This is a genomic window from Streptosporangium sp. NPDC023963, assembly GCF_040639135.1.
In the GTDB taxonomy this organism is placed as follows: domain Bacteria; phylum Actinomycetota; class Actinomycetes; order Streptosporangiales; family Streptosporangiaceae; genus Streptosporangium.
In genome coordinates this window covers 470,583-485,701 of record NZ_JBEZZK010000002.1, presented here as the reverse complement: position 1 = coordinate 485,701, position 15,119 = coordinate 470,583, and the positions used below count along the sequence as shown (strand labels likewise).

Below are 15,119 nucleotides of genomic sequence, written 5' to 3'. Positions count from 1 at the left end.
TTTGTTTGGTCGAAAGACTAACTAATTCTACCCCGGAGCCGTCCCCCACGACACCCCGGACCCGTCTCGAAACAACGAAGGGAGCGCCCCGTGAAAAATCTTCCCCCGGGCGCGATGACCAGCCGCCGTGGATTCCTCGGGCTGGTGGGACTGAGCGCCGCGATGGTCGCGGGCGGCGGTCTGCTGGGCGCGTGTTCCGCCCCGAGCGGCCCCCGGCCCGGCAGCGGGGGCGCCACGGCCGCCGCGGCGGACAAGCTGACGTCCCTCACCCCCACCTACACCGCCTTCCCCGGCATCAAGCCTGACATCCCCGGCACGGTCTCCACCCTTCCGGGGGTCCCCGACGTCAGCGGCGGCTTCACCTCCTACCCGGCCACCCCCACCGCCGCGCTCTCCCAGAAGGCGGGCAGGGGCGGCACCTACAAGGCCATGACCCCGCTGTGGGGTCCGCCGCCGCCCGGACTGGCGAGCAACTCCTACTTCCAGGCCGTCAACGCCGACATCGGCGCGACCGTGGAGTTCCAGATCACCGACGGCACCGTCTACGCCGACAAGGCCATCGCCAGGCTCGCCTCCGGGGACATCCCGGAGATCATGGTCATCCCGAGCTGGGAGATCGACAAGATGGCGGACTTCAACACCGCCGTCGACAAGACCTTCGAGGACCTCACCCCGTACCTGCAGGGCGACAAGGTCAAGCCCTACCCGCTGCTGGCCAACCTGCCGACAGCCGCGTGGCAGTGGTCGGTCTGGAACGACAAGCTCATGGCGGTGCCGTTCCCGACCGAGCCGTATCCCCTCGCGCTGCTCTACCGCAAGGACCTGTTCGACAAGAACGGCTGGAACACCAACCCCAAGACCGCCGACGAGCTGTTCGAGCTCGGCAAGGAGATCACCGACGCCAAGGCCAAGCGCTGGGCGTTCGGCAGCATCCACGAGATGATGTGGCCGACCTTCCGCATCCCGCAGGAGTGGCGGTACGAGGGCGGCAAGCTCGTCCACAAGTACGAGACCCCCGAGTTCGAGCTGATGCTGGAGTTCATGCGGAAGGTCTTCAAGGAGGGGCTGGTCCACCCGACCGTCGCCGGCAGCAAGGGCGCCAACGAGAAGGAGCTGATCGGGGCCGGGCAGATCCTCGTCTACCGCGACGGGCTGGGCGGCTGGAAGGAGCTCCTGCAGCAGCACCGCGGCAAGAACCCCGACTTCGGCCTGAACGCCTTCCCGCTCTTCTCCCACGACGGCGGCAGCCCGCTGATGTACCACAACAACGCGGCCGGCCTCTTCACGTTCGTCAAGAAGGGCCTGCCGAAGGAGAAGGTGGAGGAGATCCTCTCCATCCTCAACTGGTGCGCGGCGCCGTACGGGACCAAGGAGTACGAGCTCTCCAACTTCGGCGTGGAGGGCAAGCACTTCACCCGGGGCGAGGACAACATCCCGGTGCAGACCGACCTCAACCGCAAGGAGGTCGCCTACACCTACGGCTTCCTCGGCGGGCGTCCGCAGTACGTGGACTGGCCTTTCCCCGACGCGGTCAAGCTCAACATGGAGTGGCAGAACGCGAGCTTCCAGTATCTGGAGAAGGGCCCGTTCGACGGGATCAGGATCCAGCGGCCGTCGAAGTTCTCCGGGCTGCAGGTCCCCACCGAGGACAAGTTCACCGACATCATGCGCGGCCGGCGGCCGGTGAGCGACGCCAAGCAGATCGCCGCGGAGTGGCGGCGGGACGGCGGGGACGAGGCCCGCGACTTCTACATGAAGGTCCTGCGGGACAACGGCCGTGCTTAGGACGACGCCCGGGGACAGCGAGAAGACCGGGCCGGCGGGTGACCTGACCTCACCCGCCGGCGCCGGCACCTCCAAGGATGTCCGCAAAAGGGGTCCGAGGACAAGCCGGGCGCGCCCGCGATCCTTCCGCGCGCGCCTGAGACGTGACTGGCAGCTGCTGCTCATGGCCCTTCCCGCGATCGGGCTGCTCGTCCTGTTCCACTACGTCCCCCTGCTCGGCAACGTGATCGCGTTCCAGGACTACTCGCCGTACGTGGGCATCGGGGACAGCCCGTGGGTGGGGCTCGCCAACTTCCACTGGCTGGCGTTCGACGCGAGCTTCTGGGACGCGACGATCAACACCCTGACGATCACCGCGTTCCAGCTGGTCTTCTACTTCCCCATACCGATCATGCTGGCCGTGCTCCTGGACAGCGTGGTGCGGCCCCGGCTGCGCCTGTTCATCCAGGGCATCGTCTACATGCCGCACTTCTTCTCGTGGGTGCTGGTGGTCACGCTGTTCCAGCAGATGTTCGGGGGTGCGGGCCTGCTCTCGCAGGTGCTGCGTGACCACGGGTACGACGGCATCGACATCATGACAAATCCGGATACGTTCATCGTGCTGGTGACGGCGGAGACGGTCTGGAAGGACGCCGGCTGGGGAACGATCATCTTCCTGGCCGCGCTGGCGGCCATCAACCAGAACCTCTACGAGGCCGCCGCCGTCGACGGCGCGAGCCGCTGGCGACGGCTGTGGCACATCACCCTGCCGGGCCTGCGCCCGGTCATCGTGCTGCTGCTGATCCTGCGCCTGGGCGAGGCGCTGAACGTCGGGTTCGAGCAGTTCTTCCTGCAGCGCGACGCGGTCGGCAGGGACGCCGCCGAGGTGCTGGACACCTTCGTGTACTGGCGCACGCTGCTGACCGGCGAGTGGAGCTACGGCGCGGCGGCCGGCCTGGTGAAGGGCCTCGTGGGGCTGGTGCTGATCCTGGTGGCCAACAAGGTCGCCCACCGATTCGGCGAGCAGGGGATCTACAAACGATCATGACGACTCTTCCCCCCTGGGCCGAGCGGCCCAGCCGCGCCGGCGGGCTCCTGAAGGGGCTCGTCCTGACGCTCATCGTCGCGTGCGTGCTCTTCCCCATCTACATGGTCGTGCTGACCAGCCTGTCCACCCAGGAGGCGGTGACGGAGGCCGGCGGCCTGGTCACCGTGCCGGGCGGGCTGTCCCTCGCCGCGTACGAGGAGCTGTTCTCCGGCGGCGTGGTGACCCGGGCGGTCGGGGTCAGCCTCGGCGTGACCGTCGTCGGCACGGCGATCAGCCTGACCGTCACCGTGCTGGCCGCCTACGGGCTGTCGCGGCCGGGGTCGCTGCTGCACCGGCCGATGCTGTTCCTGATCCTGCTGACGTTCCTGTTCGGCCCGGGGCTGATCCCCAACTACCTGCTGGTCAGCTCGCTGGGGCTGATCGACACGTACTGGTCGCTGATCCTGCCCGGGGCGGTCACCGCGTTCAACCTCGTGGTGATGCGGGCGTTCTTCATGAACATCCCCGAGGAGGTGACCGACAGCGCCCGCATCGACGGCGCGAGCGAGTTCCGCATCCTGCGCACCATCGTGCTGCCCATGTCGAAGGGCGTCACGGCCGTCATCGGCATGTTCTACGCGGTCGGCTACTGGAACTCGTTCTTCAACGCCGTCCTCTACCTGAACGACAACGCCAAGTGGCCGCTGCAGGTGGTGCTGCGGCAGTACGTGCTCCAGGGCCAGTCGCTGATCGTCGGCCAGACCGGCGTCGGCACCGTCGCCGGGCAGGCCCCGCCACCGAGCCTGGCCATCCAGATGGCCATCATCGTCGTCGCGCTGCTCCCGGTGCTGTTCCTCTACCCGTTCGTCCAGCGGCACTTCACCAAGGGGGTGATCATCGGGGCCGTCAAGGGGTGAGCGGTCCCTTGAAGGGCGGGTCCTCCCGCCGGAGGGCCCGCTCCCTGGCGAGCTCCTCCTGCAGGTCGCGGACCTGCTGCTGCAGGGTGAAGATCCGGCGTACGGCGGCGAGGGTCATGCCCTCGCCCACGAGCCGGATGGCGTCCTGAAGGTCGCCGATCTCGTGGCGGGTGTAGCGCCGCTGGCCGCCGGTGGAGCGGGCGGGGCTGACCACGTCGTGCTCGTCGAGCCGGCGCAGGAACGCCTGCTCGACGTCGAGCATGTCGGCGACCTGGCCGACGGAGTACAGCGGGGCGTGCTCGTCGTCGAAGGGCAACCGGGCCATCACCGCTCCTTTCCCGTACGGGTTCGTGGGGGTTCGCTGGAGTTCATGGGAGGTCCGTGACGGTGAAGGGGTGGGAAACGCGCGGGGGTGGGCGCCGGAACCCGGCACCCACCCCGAGGAGGTTCGTCGGTCAGATCCTGGACCTCACGCCTTGATGGACCTCTGGTCGGACGTGTTCTCGGCCTTCTGGATCTCGACCTTGCGGGGCTTGGCCCGCTCGATGACCGGGATGCGCACCGCAAGGACGCCGTTGGAGTAGGCGGCGTCGATCTTGTCGCTGTCGAGGTGCTCGGACAGGTAGACGCGTCGGGTGAAGGTGCCCATCGGACGCTCCCGGACGAACAGGCGGTCCTCCTCGCCGTACTCCTCCTCGCGACCGGCGCTCACCGAGAGCACCCCGCGGTCGACGGTCACCTCGATGGTGTCGGGGTCGATGCCCGGGAGGTCGAACTTCAGGAGGACGTCGTCCTTGCGCCGCACACCGTCCAGCGGCATGGCCCCACGGGCGGCACTCTCGCCGGATCCCAGGGCCTGACGCGCGAGCCGGTCGAACTGGCGGTCGAACTCCTGGATGAACGGGTCGATCGACGTCAGCAGCATCGGTAACCACCTCCGTTTGGACTGGCAGGTATCCTCAAGCCTGCCTTCTCGAAAACCTCTTAGTTCAGTTATAGGTTATCGGTGCGCCGGTTTGCAAGTAGTCTCACGAGAAATTTCCAGACCTCCCCGGCGGGCCGCCGGCCCGGGCGTGGTCCGCGCCTTCACCGTGACTTCGCCTCATGTAAGGGGTATGTTTTCTTTTTATCGGTTACATGGAAGGTGGCGGGGCATGCGGATCTCCATCGCCGGCTACGTGGTGGGGGCGACCATGGCCGGCGACCTGGCCAACACCTCTCCCACCGTGCAGACGGCCGGGGACGCCCTGCCGACCCCGGAGGCGTTGACGCGCTTCCTCGCGGAGCACGGGCTGCGGCTCGACGCCCTGGCCGACGGGCGGTCGCCGACCGGCGACGACGTCCGCGAGGTCCACCTGCTGCGCCGGGAGGCGCGTGGCGTCGTGGAGACCGAGACGGAGGACCAGGCCGTCGCGGGCGCCGCCGTGCTGGCCGGGCGGGCCGGTCTCAGCCCGGCGCTGGACCGCGATCCCGGTGGGCGGTGGCAGTGGTACGTCCCGACCGCGCCGGGCGCGTCGCTCGCCGAGGAGTTGGCCGCGCTCATCGGCGTCGGGCTGCTCGGCGCCGTCCGCGCCCTCGGCCACGGCCGGTTCCGCGCCTGTGCCGCCCCGGGCTGCCGCGGCGTGTTCGTCGACACCAGCCGCGGAGGACGCCGCGTCTACTGCATGCCCGACCGGTGCGGCAACCGGCTCAATGTCGCCAATCACCGCGCACGGCATCGACTCGGCGGCGTCCGGTGAGCGTCCGGTGAGAGACACCGCCCAGTGAGAGACACAGGGAGAACACGATGCAGGACCCCAGGGACGACGCGGCGACCGGCCCGGCCGGCGAGCCTGTGAGCGGGCCTGTGAGCGGCCCGGCCCGCGGACCGGTGAGCGGGTTGACCGGCGGACCTGTGAGCGGGCCGCCGCTCGTGGGCGCCGTCCAGCTGCCGGACGGCTCCTGGATCCGCGGCCGCGGCCTGCGCCGTCCGCCGCCGGAAGGGCCGCTGCCCGGCTTCGGCCTGTACCTCGGCTCCGACCGGCTCCGCCGTCGCCGGGAGAGCGGGCTGCGGTGGCCACACGAGTGGATCCGGTGGCCCGACTTCCTGCTGCCCCACGACCACGATCTGGCCGTGCGACGGATCCGCGCGCTGCACGAGCGGGCCCGGGCGGGCACCGCGGTGGAGGTCGCCTGCGGGGGCGGCGTCGGGCGCACCGGCACGGTCGTCGCCTGCCTCGCCGTCCTGGCGGGCCTGGCCCCGGCCGACGCCGTCGCCTGGGCGCGCGAGCACCACCACCCCCGGGCCGTCGAGACCCCGTGGCAGCGCCGCTGGGTACTGCGCTTCCCACCGCCCCCTCGCCAGGATCCGGGCGACCACGGTGCCGCCCCCGGGACATCGCGCTGAGCCGCATCGCGGCCGGCGTGGAACCGAGCGGCCACGGCCTCCTCGACGGACGCTCTCCCGGATTCCCGCGAGACCCCCGTGACGGGCCCGTCTCCCCTCAGGCGGCCCTGGTCAGGGCGTCGAACTCGGTGTCGGTCAGCTGGACGGTCGCGGCGGCGACGTTGTCCTCCAGGTGGGCGACCGTCGAGGTGCCGGGGATGGGCAGCATCACCGGGGAACGGCGCAGCAGCCACGCCAGCGCCAGCTGCGACGGGGTGGCGCCGTGCTCCTTGGCCGCCGCGGCCAGCGGGCCGCCCTCCGCCGCGAGTTCGCCGGTGGCGAGCGGGAACCAGGGGATGAAGGCGATGTTGTTGGCCTCGGAGTACTCGAGCAGGGGCTCGGCGTCGCGGTGCGCGAGGTTGTAGAGGTTCTGCACCGAGACGATCGTCGCGGACCTGCCCGCCTCCTCGACGTCCTCGACGCTGACCTCGCTGAGGCCGATGTGCCGGATCTTGCCCTCCCGCTGCATCAGCGCGAGCTCCCCGACCTGGTCGGCGACGGGGACGGCCGGGTCGATGCGGTGCAGCTGCAACAGGTCGATCCGCTCGACGCCCAGATGGCGCAGGCTCAGCTCGACCTGCTGGCGCAGGTACTCGGGGCGGCCCACCGGCGTCCAGAGCCCGGGACCCTGCCGGGTGAACCCCGCCTTGGTCGCGATGACCAGGTCGTCGGCGTAGGGGCGCAGCGCCTTCTTGATGAGCAGCTCGGCGACGAACGGGCCGTAGGAGTCGGCGGTGTCGAAGAAGTTCACGCCGAGCTCGACGGCCCTGCGCAGGACGCGGACCGCCTCCTCGGGATCGCGCGGATCCCCCCACACGCCCTCGCCGGTGAGCTGCATCGTCCCGTAACCCAGGCGGTTGACGGTGAGGTCTCCCCCTATGGCGAACTGGCCCGACGCCTCCGCGGGACGAGTCGTGGTCGTCATGGTTGTCCTCCTAGGACTCGGCCTGACGTTCATGATTCAGAACAGCGTGCCGACGGGGCCGATTCCCCCTTCCGAGGCCCATACTCGTAAACCTTGCGGCACGTACTCGCAAAGCAGCCCGAACGGCCCGCCCCAGGTGCGGAGGGTCCCCTGTTCGCCATGTCAGAAGTAGACCGTCACCCGCGCGCGAGGGGAAGCAGACGAGTCAGACGATCCGCGAAAAGTCAGACGACCTGAGAACACGTCCGGCCGGTGGGCGCGGGGACCCTCGCCGTCGCGACGCCGGTCCGCCGCCGTGGCGTGCGGCGATTTTGTCGGTGGGCTGTCGTAGCGTCGGTGTCCACGGCCGTGGCGGACATGTCGTGGACGAAATCGGCTCCGAGCCCGGTCGGACGATCAGGAGCGTGGCCGCAGTGTCGACCCAGATCGGCACCGGCTCGGAAAGGAACGCCGATGAGTGGTGTACGGGTGCTGGTTGGCACGCGCAAGGGCGCGTTCATCCTCACGTCGGACGGCAGGCGCGAGCGGTGGGACATCAGCGGTCCCCACTTCGGGGGCTGGGAGGTCTACCACGTCGCCGGATCTCCCGCCGACCCGTCCCGCCTCTACATGTCGCAGTCCGGCGGCTGGTTCGGGCAGGTGATCCAGCGGTCCGACGACGGCGGCGCGACGTGGGAGGCGGTCGGCAACCGGTTCCAGTACGACGGTGTCCCCGGCACCCACCAGTGGTACGACGGCACGCCGCACCCGTGGGAGTTCGCCCGGGTCTGGCATCTGGAGCCGTCACCGACCGACCCGGACACGGTGTACGCCGGGGTCGAGGACGCCGCCCTGTTCCGCACGGTGGACGGCGGGCAGAGCTGGCAGGAGCTGCCCGGGCTGCGCGAGCATCCCTCCGGGCCCTCCTGGCAGCCGGGTGCCGGGGGGATGTGCCTGCACACGATCGTTCCCGACCCGCGCGATCCCGCCCGCATCACCGTGGCGATCTCGGCGGCGGGCGTGTTCAGGACGGAGGACTCCGGCAAGAGCTGGCAGCCCGCGAACCGCGGCCTGCGGTCCGAGGGCATCCCCGACCAGGACGCCGAGGTCGGCCACTGCGTCCATCACATCGCGATGCACCCGTCGCGTCCCGAGGTGCTCTTCATGCAGAAGCACTGGGACGTCATGCGCAGCGACGACGCCGGCGATTCGTGGTACGAGATCAGCGGTGACCTGCCCAGCGACTTCGGTTTCCCGATCGCCGTGCACGCGCACGAGCCGGACACCGTCTACGTCGTGCCGATCAAGAGCGACTCGGAGCACTACCCGCCGGAGGGGAAGCTGCGGGTGTACCGCAGCCGGACGGGCGGAAACGAGTGGGAGCCGCTCACCAGGGGGCTGCCTCAGAGCCACTGCTACGTCAACGTGCTGCGGGACGCGATGGCCGTCGACACGCTGGATTCGTGCGGCGTCTACTTCGGCACCACCGGCGGGCAGGTGTACGCCTCGGCCGACGCCGGCGACAGCTGGGCGCCCATCGCCCGGGACCTTCCTGCCGTCCTGTCCGTCGAAGTCCAGACGCTGCCATGATCCGCGTGGTGCTTCCGGCACATCTGCGCAACCTCGCGAGCGTCGAGGGCGAGGTGGAGCTCCACGTTCGGGGGCAGGCCACGCAGCGCTCGGTCCTCGACGCGCTCGAGGACCGCTACCCGATGCTGCGCGGGACGATCCGCGATCACGCCACGCAGCGGCGCCGCCCGTTCGTGCGGTTCTTCGCCTGCGAGCAGGACCTGTCCCACGAGCCGCCCGACACCCCGTTGCCCGAGCCGGTCGCGACGGGGGCCGAGCCGTTCATGGTCGTGGGGGCGATGGCGGGCGGGTAGCCCCCCGAGCAGGGACGAGCGGCCCGGGCGACGGAGTGTCGGGCCGCTCGCGAACGGCTCAGGCCGTATCGCGCGGCGGGTGGTCCGGCCGCTCGGCCGGCGCACGCAGCCACGGGGTGAGCGCCACGTCGGTCGCCCGCCGGACGGCCGCCTGCACCTCGGCCGGGTCCCTCATCCGGTCGGGGTCCTCGAGCAGCACCTGCAGCGCGCTCGTGACCGCGCCGACGAACGCTCCGGTGAGCGCCGCCGCGCTCACCTCGTCGAGTTGCTCGGGGAACGCCGCGGCCAGATGCCTGGCGATCTCGCGCTGCGCGTCGAACTGCATCTGGAGCGCACGCCCGCGTACCACCGGCACGGTCCGCACCAGCCTCAGCCGCAGCGCGGCGAGCCGGCCCGCCAGGTCGTCGCTGTCGTCGCCGACCTTGCGCAGCGCGCGCAACAACACCTCGGCCGGTCCGTCGTCCGGGCCGCGTGACGCGATGGCCTCGATCGCCGCCCGCACCCGCGCGTCGCTCTCCGGGAAGAGCAGCTCCTCCTTGCTGGCGAAGTAGCTGAAGAACGTGCGCGTGCCGATGTCGGCCGCGGCGGCGATGTCGGCGATGGTCGTCTCGTCGTAGCCGTCGCGCTCGAACAGGTCCGTCGCGGCGTCGACGAGGGTCTGGCGGGTGCGAGCCCGCTTGCGGTCGCGAAGAGACACGCGGCCCAGCGTACGGCACCCGACGCGGATACGCATTCGGCGCAGATAGGCACTCGATGTCTATAAGCATTCAGCGCGAGTTGGCATCCATTGCAAATATGCACTGAGTGCGGTTACGGTGTGGACATGTCCCCTCGCAACGTGCTGATCTCCGGCGGCGGCATCGCCGGCCCGACCCTGTCCTACTGGCTGGCCCGCCACGGGTTCCGGCCCACCGTCGTGGAGCGGGCGCGGGGCCTGCGCTCCAGCGGCAACCCCGTCGACGTGCGCGGCCCCGCCCTGCCCGTGGCCGAGGAGATGGGCATCATGCCCCGCCTGCGCGATCTCGCCACCCGGACGACCGCGATGAGCGTCGTCGACGCCTCCGGACGGCAGATCGCCCGCGTGGCCATGCCCGCCACCCGCAGCGCCGCCGGCAACCGGGAGGTCGAGCTCCCGCGCGGCGACCTGGCCGCCGCCCTCTACGAGACCGCCCGCGACGACGCCGAATTCCTGTTCGACGACACGATCGTCACCCTGCGGCAGGACGAGCACGGCGTCGACGTCACCTTCGACCGCGCCGGACCGCGCCGCTTCGACCTGGTCATCGGCACCGACGGGCTCCACTCCACGGTACGGCGGCTGGCGTTCGGCCCGGAGTCCGGCTTCGTACGGCACATGGGCGTCTACGTCGCGACCCTGCCCCTCGACGGCCCGGTCGACCACCCGCACGACGTGCTCATGTACAACACCCCCGGCAGGCTGGTCTCCATCCACCCGGCACGGGGCCACGCCGTGGCCGCCTTCATCTTCCGCGGCCCGGCGATCGGCGGCTTCGACCACCGCGACACCGAGCAGCACCGGCGGATCGTCGCCGACGCCTACGCGGGCGTCGGCTGGCGGGTGCCGGAACTGCTCGAACGGCTCAGGAAGACCGAGGACCTGTACTTCGACTCGGTCAGCCACGTGCGCCTGCCCACCTGGGCGCGGGGCCGCGTCGCGCTGCTCGGCGACGCGGCGTCGTGCGTGTCGCTGTTCGGCGACGGCTCCAGCCTCGCCATCGCCGGCGCCCGCACCCTCGCCAAGGCGCTCGCCACGCACCCGGCCGACCACGCGGGGGCGTTCCGCCGCTACGAGGCCGAGCACCGCGCCCTGGTCGACCCGAAGCAGCGCAACGTCGGCCGGGCCACGGCACTGCTCGTCCCCAGGACACGGCTCGGGATCGCCGCCCGCAACCTCGCCGCGCGGGCCTGGCCCGGCCGGCGGTGACCCAGAAAGGCCGCTTCGTGGTATCACCTTCAAACGCCGTGTCCGGCCACGAATTCGCCGTGAAACCGGGCTCCGAATCCCCGTTCCCCCCATACCCGGCACACCGGGAAAACCCTCGCCTCCAATCCGGAGGCGTCACTCCGGGAGCGGTGGCGTGAAACGCTCTGCTTTCGTCCGGGAAAATACTCCATCCGATGACCGATCGCCGGGCGGAAAGAATTCCGCTCGGCGATCGGCCCGATTGCCCGGCGCTATGTTCGCCCGGCCGATTTCACGGCACTCATCGAATGGTGACGCGGTCCCCCGCCGGCGGGCTCACCGGCGAGTTCTTCACGAGGTAGGACGCCAGCGCCGCCATGTCGTCCGGACCGCCGTGATAGACGCCGGTGGTCCCCGTCCATTGCGGGAAACCCTGCCAGCCGCCCATCAGGATGTAGTTGGCCGCGATCTTGATCACCTGGGTGTCGGTCACCGGGACACCGTTCAGCGTCATCTCGGTGACGGCCCCTCCTCGCCCGGCGACCCGCACTTGAAGTAGTGGAGGACGTTGGACACCAGACCGTCCGGCTGCTTGATCTCGATCTGGACCGACGTCTCCTCCGTCTCCCAGTCCCAGTTGAACGTCTGCAGGACGGTGGTGAACGCGCCACCGTGGTTGGCCGGGACCTTGACGCTCCGCCACTTCCCGGTGCCGACGACGCGGTATCCGATGAGCTGCGCGCCGTCCGGGAGTCCCTCGAAGGAACCGTGGACCCTGAAGGTCACCGGGCACTTCGACGCGGTGGTCCGCTCGAAGAGGATGGTGGCCTTCCGCACGGGATTCCGAACCGGATCGTCCTGCGCGAGCGCGGTGGAGGCCGTGTCGAGAACGGCCTGTCCCGGTGCGGCGTGCACCGCCGGGACAAAGGCGCCGGATACCATGGCGACAACGGCCACCAGCCATCCGATTCGGTGCCCGGCCCTACTGAACGATTTCACAGAAATCCTATCCGCCGATCCATGAAAAGGAATAACGGAAAAACCCCGTTCCTTTGGACGAGCAGATGCTAACCGGACCGGCCGACAATTCCGCGGCAGAAGTGCTCGCCCGGCGGTCATCGGAAAAGCCATCGGGCACGGACCATGAAAACAGGCCGGCCGGAAAACGGAGTCCGGGAGATTCTCCTGTTCGCGCGGGAGGGAGTCACCACACACGCCGTACGGCCCGCCCCCCGGCAAGAGGAGGCGGGCCGCGCGAGAGGAGCGGTCAGCGGGTGAAGGTCACGTCCTTGATCCGCAGGGCGCCCCGGAAGACCAGGTAGACGTCCTGCCCGCCGCGCACGCCCGAGACGGGGGCGGTGGCCGTGGCCCACGAGTAGGTCCCGCCGGTGGCGGCCGCCGGCACGGTCCCGGCGAGCCTGCCGGTCGGGGAGCCGAGGCGGATCTCGACGGAGGAGGCGGCGGTGGCCGCGACCCCGAGCCGCACGCCGGTGACCCCGGCGCGGAGATCGGCGTCCTCGAAGGAGATCCACTCACCCGCCGTGGCCCCGACCGCGTCGCCGCGGACCTTGGTCTCGTCGACCAGCTCGACGCCCCCGTGGTCGTCGAAGTCGGCGGCGCGCGTGACGCGGGTGAGGTCGCGGGCCGGGATGCGCTCGCCGTCCACCCGTACGGTCACCCGCTGCCGGATCCGGTCGGACGACGAGCCGACCATGACGTCGTGGGTGGACGGCTCCACCGCGAAGCGGCCCCTGGTCACGTCCCACAGCGCCAGGTCCGCGGTCCTGAGCGTGAACCTCACGACCTTCGACTCCCCGGGGGCCAGGCTCACCCGCCGGAAGCCGCGCAACTGCCTGACCGGCTGCTCCACCCGGGACGCGTGCTGGTGGGTGTAGAGCTGGACGACCTCGTCGCCCGCCCGGGAGCCGGTGTTGGTGACGCGGACGCTCACCTCGTGCCCGTCCCCCTTCGCCACGGCCTTGAGTCCCTGGTAGCCGAAGGTGGTGTAGCTCAGCCCGTGGCCGAAGGCGTACAGCGGGCTCCGCTTCGAATACAGGTAGGTCGAGCCGGTCTTGACGATGTCGTAGTCGAGGATGTCCGGCAGGGGCGTGCCGGCCCGGGGCCAGGTCTGGGTGAGGCGTCCGGCCGGGTTCGCGTCGCCGTACAGCAGGTCGGCCAGGGCGTGGCCGGTCTCGGCTCCGGCGTGGGTGGTCCACAGGATCGCCGGGACCTTCTCCTGGAGGCGGTCGATCGTGGTCGGGTAGCTGTTCTCCAGGATCACGACCGTGTTCGGATTGGCGGCGTGCACCGCCTCCACGAGCGCCCGCTGCCCCTCGGCGAGGCCGAGGTCGGTCCTGTCGTGGTCCTCGCGGCCGTTGATGAACGGCATGCTGCCGACCACGACCACCGCCACGTCGGCGCTCCTCGCCGCCGCGGCGGCCTCGGCGACGCCGCTGCGCACGACCTCCTTCTCGAAGCGGGTGGCGTTCTCGGCGACGGTGAGGCCGAGCGTGCCGTCGGGGGCCGCCCTGACGTACTTGTCGGGGCCGAACCAGTCGAAGGCGGTCTCGTAGCCCGCGTAGCGCAGCAGCGTCGTGCCGTCGGCCTGCGCCTCCAGCTTGAACTGCTCCTGCACGAACCAGCCGGTGGGCTGCTCCTGGTTGTTGACCAGGGTGGACCAGTTGGCGCGGCTGACGTATCTGCCGTTGGCGACGCTGCGCAGGGTGACGACGCCCTGGCCCCAGTCGAAGACGTCGAACTGCTCGGTCGCGCCCGCCGAGGTCCCCGAGAGCCGCAGGTCCGCGCCCGCCCCTGTGCCCGCGGTGAGGTACCTGCCGCCGGACTTGAGCGCGATCCTGTCGATGCCCTCGGAGGTGACCGTGGCGGCCCGCTCTCCGATCCCGTCGAGCGGGGTGACCCGGTACGGGAGCCTGCCCGAGTACCAGTCGGTGTAGAGGGTGTCGGCCATCGGGCCGACCACCGCGACCTTCTGCGAGGGGCGCAGCGGCAGGGTGTTCCCGGAGTTCTTCAGCAGCACTCCCGCCTCGGCCGCGGTCCGCCTGGCCAGCCTCCGGTGCTCGGGACTGTCGACCACGTCCTTGGTGATCTTCCCGTACGGGCCGCCGTCCGGGTCGAACTCCCCGAGCCGGAACCGGAGGACGAGGATGCGGCGGACGGCGGTGTCGAGGTCGGCCGGGGTGAGCAGCCCCCGCGCCAGCGCCTCGTTCACCGCGGCCACCGTCGGGGCGCCGTCGGTGTTGTCCACCGTGAAGCTCTCGACGCCGGCCTTGAGCATGGCGGCGGCGGCCTCGGCCCTGGTGGCGAAGTAGCCCTGGGAGCCGGTGAGGTTGTTGGGCCCCCCGGCGTCGGAGACGTTGAACACCGGCCGGTCCGTCCAGGCCCTGACGGTGGAGTTCAGGTCGGTGACCGTGGCGGGCCGCCCGTTGACCAGGTTGTACGACGTCATCACGCCGGTGGCCGCGCCCGCCTCCAGCGCCGTCCTGAACGCCGGGTACTCGTACTCGTGCAGGACGCGCGGGCGCAGGCTGGAGGAGGTCGTGTCGCGGCGGACCTCGTTGTTGTTGCCCAGGAAGTGCTTGAGCACCGGCGCCGCCCGCAGGTGGTCCGGGTCGTCGCCCTGGATGCCCGAGCCGTACGCGGTGGAGATCGCGCCGGTGAGCAGCGGGTCCTCGGAGTAGCCCTCCTCGTTGCGTCCCCAGCGGGGGTCGCGCAGCGGGTTGACGACCGGCGTCCACAGCTGCAGGCCCCACAGGCGGGGGTTCTCCGCGTGGTAGCCCCTCGCCTCCTCCCCGACGGCCGTGCCGACCTTCTCGACCAGGTCGGGGTTCCACGTGCTGGCCAGGCCGACGGCCTGCGGGAACACGGTTCCCTCCGCCGTCACGACGTTCCCGCCGTTGTCGACGTCGGTGGACCAGGCGACGCCGTGCAGCGCCTCGGTGCCGGTCTTGAACAGCCCGATGCCGAGCCGCTCCACCGCGGGCTGGTACTGGTGGAGCCAGGAGACCTTCTCCGCCGTGGTGAGGCGGCCGAGCAGGTCGTCGACGCGCCGGTCCAGCGGGAGCGCGGGGTCACGGAAGGGGTACTCGGGGGCCGCTTGCACGGAGCCGGGGAGTGGATGCTCGCGGGCCGCGCGGGCGGGGGCCGCGCACAGTCCCAGGGTCAGGGCCGTCGCGGCGACCGCCGCGACGGACGTCGTGGACAACGACATTTCGCCTCCAGGTCAGGGGGAGTCGAAGGTCAGGGAAGTCGAAGGTC

The 15,119-nt window shown here is 70.6% G+C and carries 15 protein-coding genes; 8 read left to right on the top strand and 7 right to left on the bottom strand.

Going from position 1 to position 15,119, the window contains the following annotated elements:
- Window positions 1–90: 90 nt before the first annotated feature.
- From AB0F88_RS08270 to AB0F88_RS08260, 3 genes are read left to right on the top strand one after another with little or no spacing between them, the layout of a single operon-like run.
- Window positions 91–1,785, top strand: a complete 1,695-nt coding sequence (locus AB0F88_RS08270; RefSeq protein ID WP_362678906.1) for an extracellular solute-binding protein — start codon at window positions 91–93, stop codon at window positions 1,783–1,785.
- 43 nt (window positions 1,786–1,828) lie between these two features.
- The gene (locus tag AB0F88_RS08265) at window positions 1,829–2,812 is read left to right on the top strand and encodes an ABC transporter permease subunit (RefSeq protein ID WP_362680584.1); all 984 of its coding nucleotides are present in this window, start codon (window positions 1,829–1,831) and stop codon (window positions 2,810–2,812) included.
- A complete protein-coding gene (locus AB0F88_RS08260) occupies window positions 2,809–3,708 on the top strand; it encodes a carbohydrate ABC transporter permease (RefSeq protein WP_362678903.1) in 900 nt (299 codons plus the stop codon). The genes AB0F88_RS08265 and AB0F88_RS08260 overlap by 4 nt, the downstream gene beginning before the upstream one ends.
- On the opposite strand, the gene AB0F88_RS08255 is transcribed toward AB0F88_RS08260, so the two are convergent.
- Both AB0F88_RS08255 and AB0F88_RS08250 read right to left on the bottom strand, forming a co-directional pair.
- The gene (locus tag AB0F88_RS08255) at window positions 3,698–4,033 is read right to left on the bottom strand and encodes a MerR family transcriptional regulator (RefSeq protein WP_362678900.1); all 336 of its coding nucleotides are present in this window, start codon (window positions 4,031–4,033) and stop codon (window positions 3,698–3,700) included. The genes AB0F88_RS08260 and AB0F88_RS08255 overlap by 11 nt on opposite strands.
- Before the next feature lie 144 nt (window positions 4,034–4,177).
- Window positions 4,178–4,633 (bottom strand): Hsp20/alpha crystallin family protein, encoded by a 456-nt coding sequence (locus tag AB0F88_RS08250; RefSeq protein ID WP_362678897.1) that lies wholly within the window; start codon window positions 4,631–4,633, stop codon window positions 4,178–4,180.
- Window positions 4,634–4,862: 229 nt separating this feature from the next.
- Between AB0F88_RS08250 and AB0F88_RS08245 the strand changes: the two genes are divergently transcribed.
- Window positions 4,863–5,447 (top strand): CGNR zinc finger domain-containing protein, encoded by a 585-nt coding sequence (locus AB0F88_RS08245; protein ID WP_362678894.1) that lies wholly within the window; start codon window positions 4,863–4,865, stop codon window positions 5,445–5,447.
- Between the two features lie 47 nt (window positions 5,448–5,494).
- Window positions 5,495–6,094: a protein-tyrosine phosphatase family protein gene (locus tag AB0F88_RS08240; RefSeq protein WP_362678891.1), complete on the top strand. Its 600-nt coding sequence runs from the start codon at window positions 5,495–5,497 to the stop codon at window positions 6,092–6,094.
- Between the two features lie 97 nt (window positions 6,095–6,191).
- Here AB0F88_RS08240 and AB0F88_RS08235 read toward each other — a convergent pair whose 3' ends face one another.
- Window positions 6,192–7,058, bottom strand: coding sequence for an aldo/keto reductase (locus AB0F88_RS08235; protein WP_362678888.1), 867 nt, complete (start codon window positions 7,056–7,058; stop codon window positions 6,192–6,194).
- A 453-nt stretch (window positions 7,059–7,511) separates the two neighbouring features.
- Between AB0F88_RS08235 and AB0F88_RS08230 the strand changes: the two genes are divergently transcribed.
- Together AB0F88_RS08230 and AB0F88_RS08225 are read left to right on the top strand one after the other, a co-directional pair.
- On the top strand, window positions 7,512–8,627 hold the full coding sequence (locus tag AB0F88_RS08230) for an exo-alpha-sialidase (protein WP_362678885.1): 1,116 nt from the start codon (window positions 7,512–7,514) through the stop codon (window positions 8,625–8,627).
- 8 nt (window positions 8,628–8,635) lie between these two features.
- Entirely contained in the window at window positions 8,636–8,920 is a 285-nt protein-coding gene (locus AB0F88_RS08225) for a MoaD/ThiS family protein (protein WP_362678882.1), read from the top strand.
- A 58-nt stretch (window positions 8,921–8,978) separates the two neighbouring features.
- On the opposite strand, the gene AB0F88_RS08220 is transcribed toward AB0F88_RS08225, so the two are convergent.
- On the bottom strand, window positions 8,979–9,617 hold the full coding sequence (locus AB0F88_RS08220; protein WP_362678879.1) for a TetR/AcrR family transcriptional regulator: 639 nt from the start codon (window positions 9,615–9,617) through the stop codon (window positions 8,979–8,981).
- Between the two features lie 126 nt (window positions 9,618–9,743).
- Here AB0F88_RS08220 and AB0F88_RS08215 point away from each other — a divergent pair, with 126 nt between their 5' ends.
- On the top strand, window positions 9,744–10,865 hold the full coding sequence (locus tag AB0F88_RS08215; RefSeq protein WP_362678876.1) for an FAD-dependent monooxygenase: 1,122 nt from the start codon (window positions 9,744–9,746) through the stop codon (window positions 10,863–10,865).
- Window positions 10,866–11,145: 280 nt separating this feature from the next.
- Here AB0F88_RS08215 and AB0F88_RS08210 read toward each other — a convergent pair whose 3' ends face one another.
- The 3 genes from AB0F88_RS08210 to AB0F88_RS08200 form a co-directional block, all read right to left on the bottom strand.
- Window positions 11,146–11,337 carry a hypothetical protein gene (locus tag AB0F88_RS08210; RefSeq protein WP_362678873.1) on the bottom strand — a complete coding sequence of 64 codons (192 nt, stop codon included), beginning with the start codon at window positions 11,335–11,337 and terminating at the stop codon, window positions 11,146–11,148.
- 17 nt (window positions 11,338–11,354) lie between these two features.
- Complete coding sequence (locus AB0F88_RS08205) at window positions 11,355–11,759, bottom strand: hypothetical protein (RefSeq protein ID WP_362678870.1); 405 nt, start codon at window positions 11,757–11,759, stop codon at window positions 11,355–11,357.
- 352 nt (window positions 11,760–12,111) lie between these two features.
- Window positions 12,112–15,072 (bottom strand): glycoside hydrolase family 3 C-terminal domain-containing protein, encoded by a 2,961-nt coding sequence (locus tag AB0F88_RS08200; protein WP_362678867.1) that lies wholly within the window; start codon window positions 15,070–15,072, stop codon window positions 12,112–12,114.
- Window positions 15,073–15,119: the final 47 nt, after the last annotated feature.

Coding starts and splice junctions, on each gene's coding strand:
- AB0F88_RS08260 (WP_362678903.1), top strand. CDS start 2,809: ATGACGACTCTTCCCCCCTGGGCCGAGCGGCCCAGCCGCGCCGGCGGG.
- AB0F88_RS08255 (WP_362678900.1), bottom strand. CDS start 4,033: ATGGCCCGGTTGCCCTTCGACGACGAGCACGCCCCGCTGTACTCCGTC.
- AB0F88_RS08250 (WP_362678897.1), bottom strand. CDS start 4,633: ATGCTGCTGACGTCGATCGACCCGTTCATCCAGGAGTTCGACCGCCAG.
- AB0F88_RS08245 (WP_362678894.1), top strand. CDS start 4,863: ATGCGGATCTCCATCGCCGGCTACGTGGTGGGGGCGACCATGGCCGGC.
- AB0F88_RS08240 (WP_362678891.1), top strand. CDS start 5,495: ATGCAGGACCCCAGGGACGACGCGGCGACCGGCCCGGCCGGCGAGCCT.
- AB0F88_RS08235 (WP_362678888.1), bottom strand. CDS start 7,058: ATGACGACCACGACTCGTCCCGCGGAGGCGTCGGGCCAGTTCGCCATA.
- AB0F88_RS08230 (WP_362678885.1), top strand. CDS start 7,512: ATGAGTGGTGTACGGGTGCTGGTTGGCACGCGCAAGGGCGCGTTCATC.
- AB0F88_RS08215 (WP_362678876.1), top strand. CDS start 9,744: ATGTCCCCTCGCAACGTGCTGATCTCCGGCGGCGGCATCGCCGGCCCG.
- AB0F88_RS08200 (WP_362678867.1), bottom strand. CDS start 15,072: ATGTCGTTGTCCACGACGTCCGTCGCGGCGGTCGCCGCGACGGCCCTG.